This is a genomic window from Mycobacterium sp. KBS0706 (genome assembly GCF_005938675.2).
Classification (GTDB): domain Bacteria; phylum Pseudomonadota; class Alphaproteobacteria; order DSM-16000; family Inquilinaceae; genus Inquilinus.
The window spans coordinates 1-241 of record NZ_VCCH02000436.1 but is presented as its reverse complement, the minus strand read 5'-3'; the positions used below and the strand labels follow the sequence as shown (position 1 = coordinate 241).

The window sequence follows — 241 nt, the reverse complement described above, 5'->3', positions numbered from 1 at the left end:
CCGACCGATCTGGAACACGCGGGTCTATGTGCTGGACGGGAGCCTGCGTCCGGTGCCCGTGGGAGTGTCAGGGGAATTGTACATCGCGGGAGCAGGCCTGGCGCGGGGATATCTGGGCCGTGCCGGGCTGACGTCGGAGCGGTTCGTGGCCTGTCCGTTCGGGGATCCGGGGGAGCGGATGTACCGGACGGGGGACGTGGCGCGTTGGCGGCCGGATGGAGAGCTGGAGTACCAGGGCCGC

1 protein-coding gene is annotated in these 241 nt (G+C 70.1%); it reads left to right on the top strand.

Annotation, left to right across the window (positions count from 1 at the left end; all coding sequences use genetic code 11):
* Window positions 1–7 precede the first annotated feature (7 nt).
* On the top strand, window positions 8–241 hold a 234-nt coding region (locus tag FFK22_RS42595; RefSeq protein WP_373683787.1), incomplete at its 3' end, for an AMP-binding protein.